We start from the raw sequence: 258 nt of genomic DNA, 5'->3' as shown, positions 1-258 counted from the left end.
CCTTTCTACAAGATGGTCGCAGAGGGCAAAACGGCGCTGGAAGCGGAGCCGAATCCGTACACGAGAGCCACGGCTCTCAACATCGGTGATCCGCCGAGCTGGCGCAAAGCGCAGCGCACCCTCCAGGAGTCGAACGGCGTGGCCGTGTCCGTCACGGACGAGGAGATTCTGAACGCGAAGGCCGTAATCGACGGGTCCGGCATCGGCTGGGAGCCGGCTTCCGCGGCTACGGTTGGGGGTCTGCGCAAACTCGTATCC

At 64.3% G+C, this 258-nt stretch carries 1 pseudogene; it reads left to right on the top strand.

The annotated features are described in order from the left end of the window. Positions 1 to 258 (top strand): annotated as a pseudogene (locus KVT34_RS30520) (threonine synthase); the annotation flags it as partial.

The sequence above is a fragment of the Paenibacillus sp. GbtcB18 genome (assembly GCF_019091125.1).
Taxonomy (GTDB): Bacteria; Bacillota; Bacilli; order Paenibacillales; family NBRC-103111; genus Paenibacillus_F; species Paenibacillus_F chitinolyticus.
Note: the sequence above shows the minus strand (reverse complement) of the source record. Positions and strands in the feature narration are given on the sequence as shown.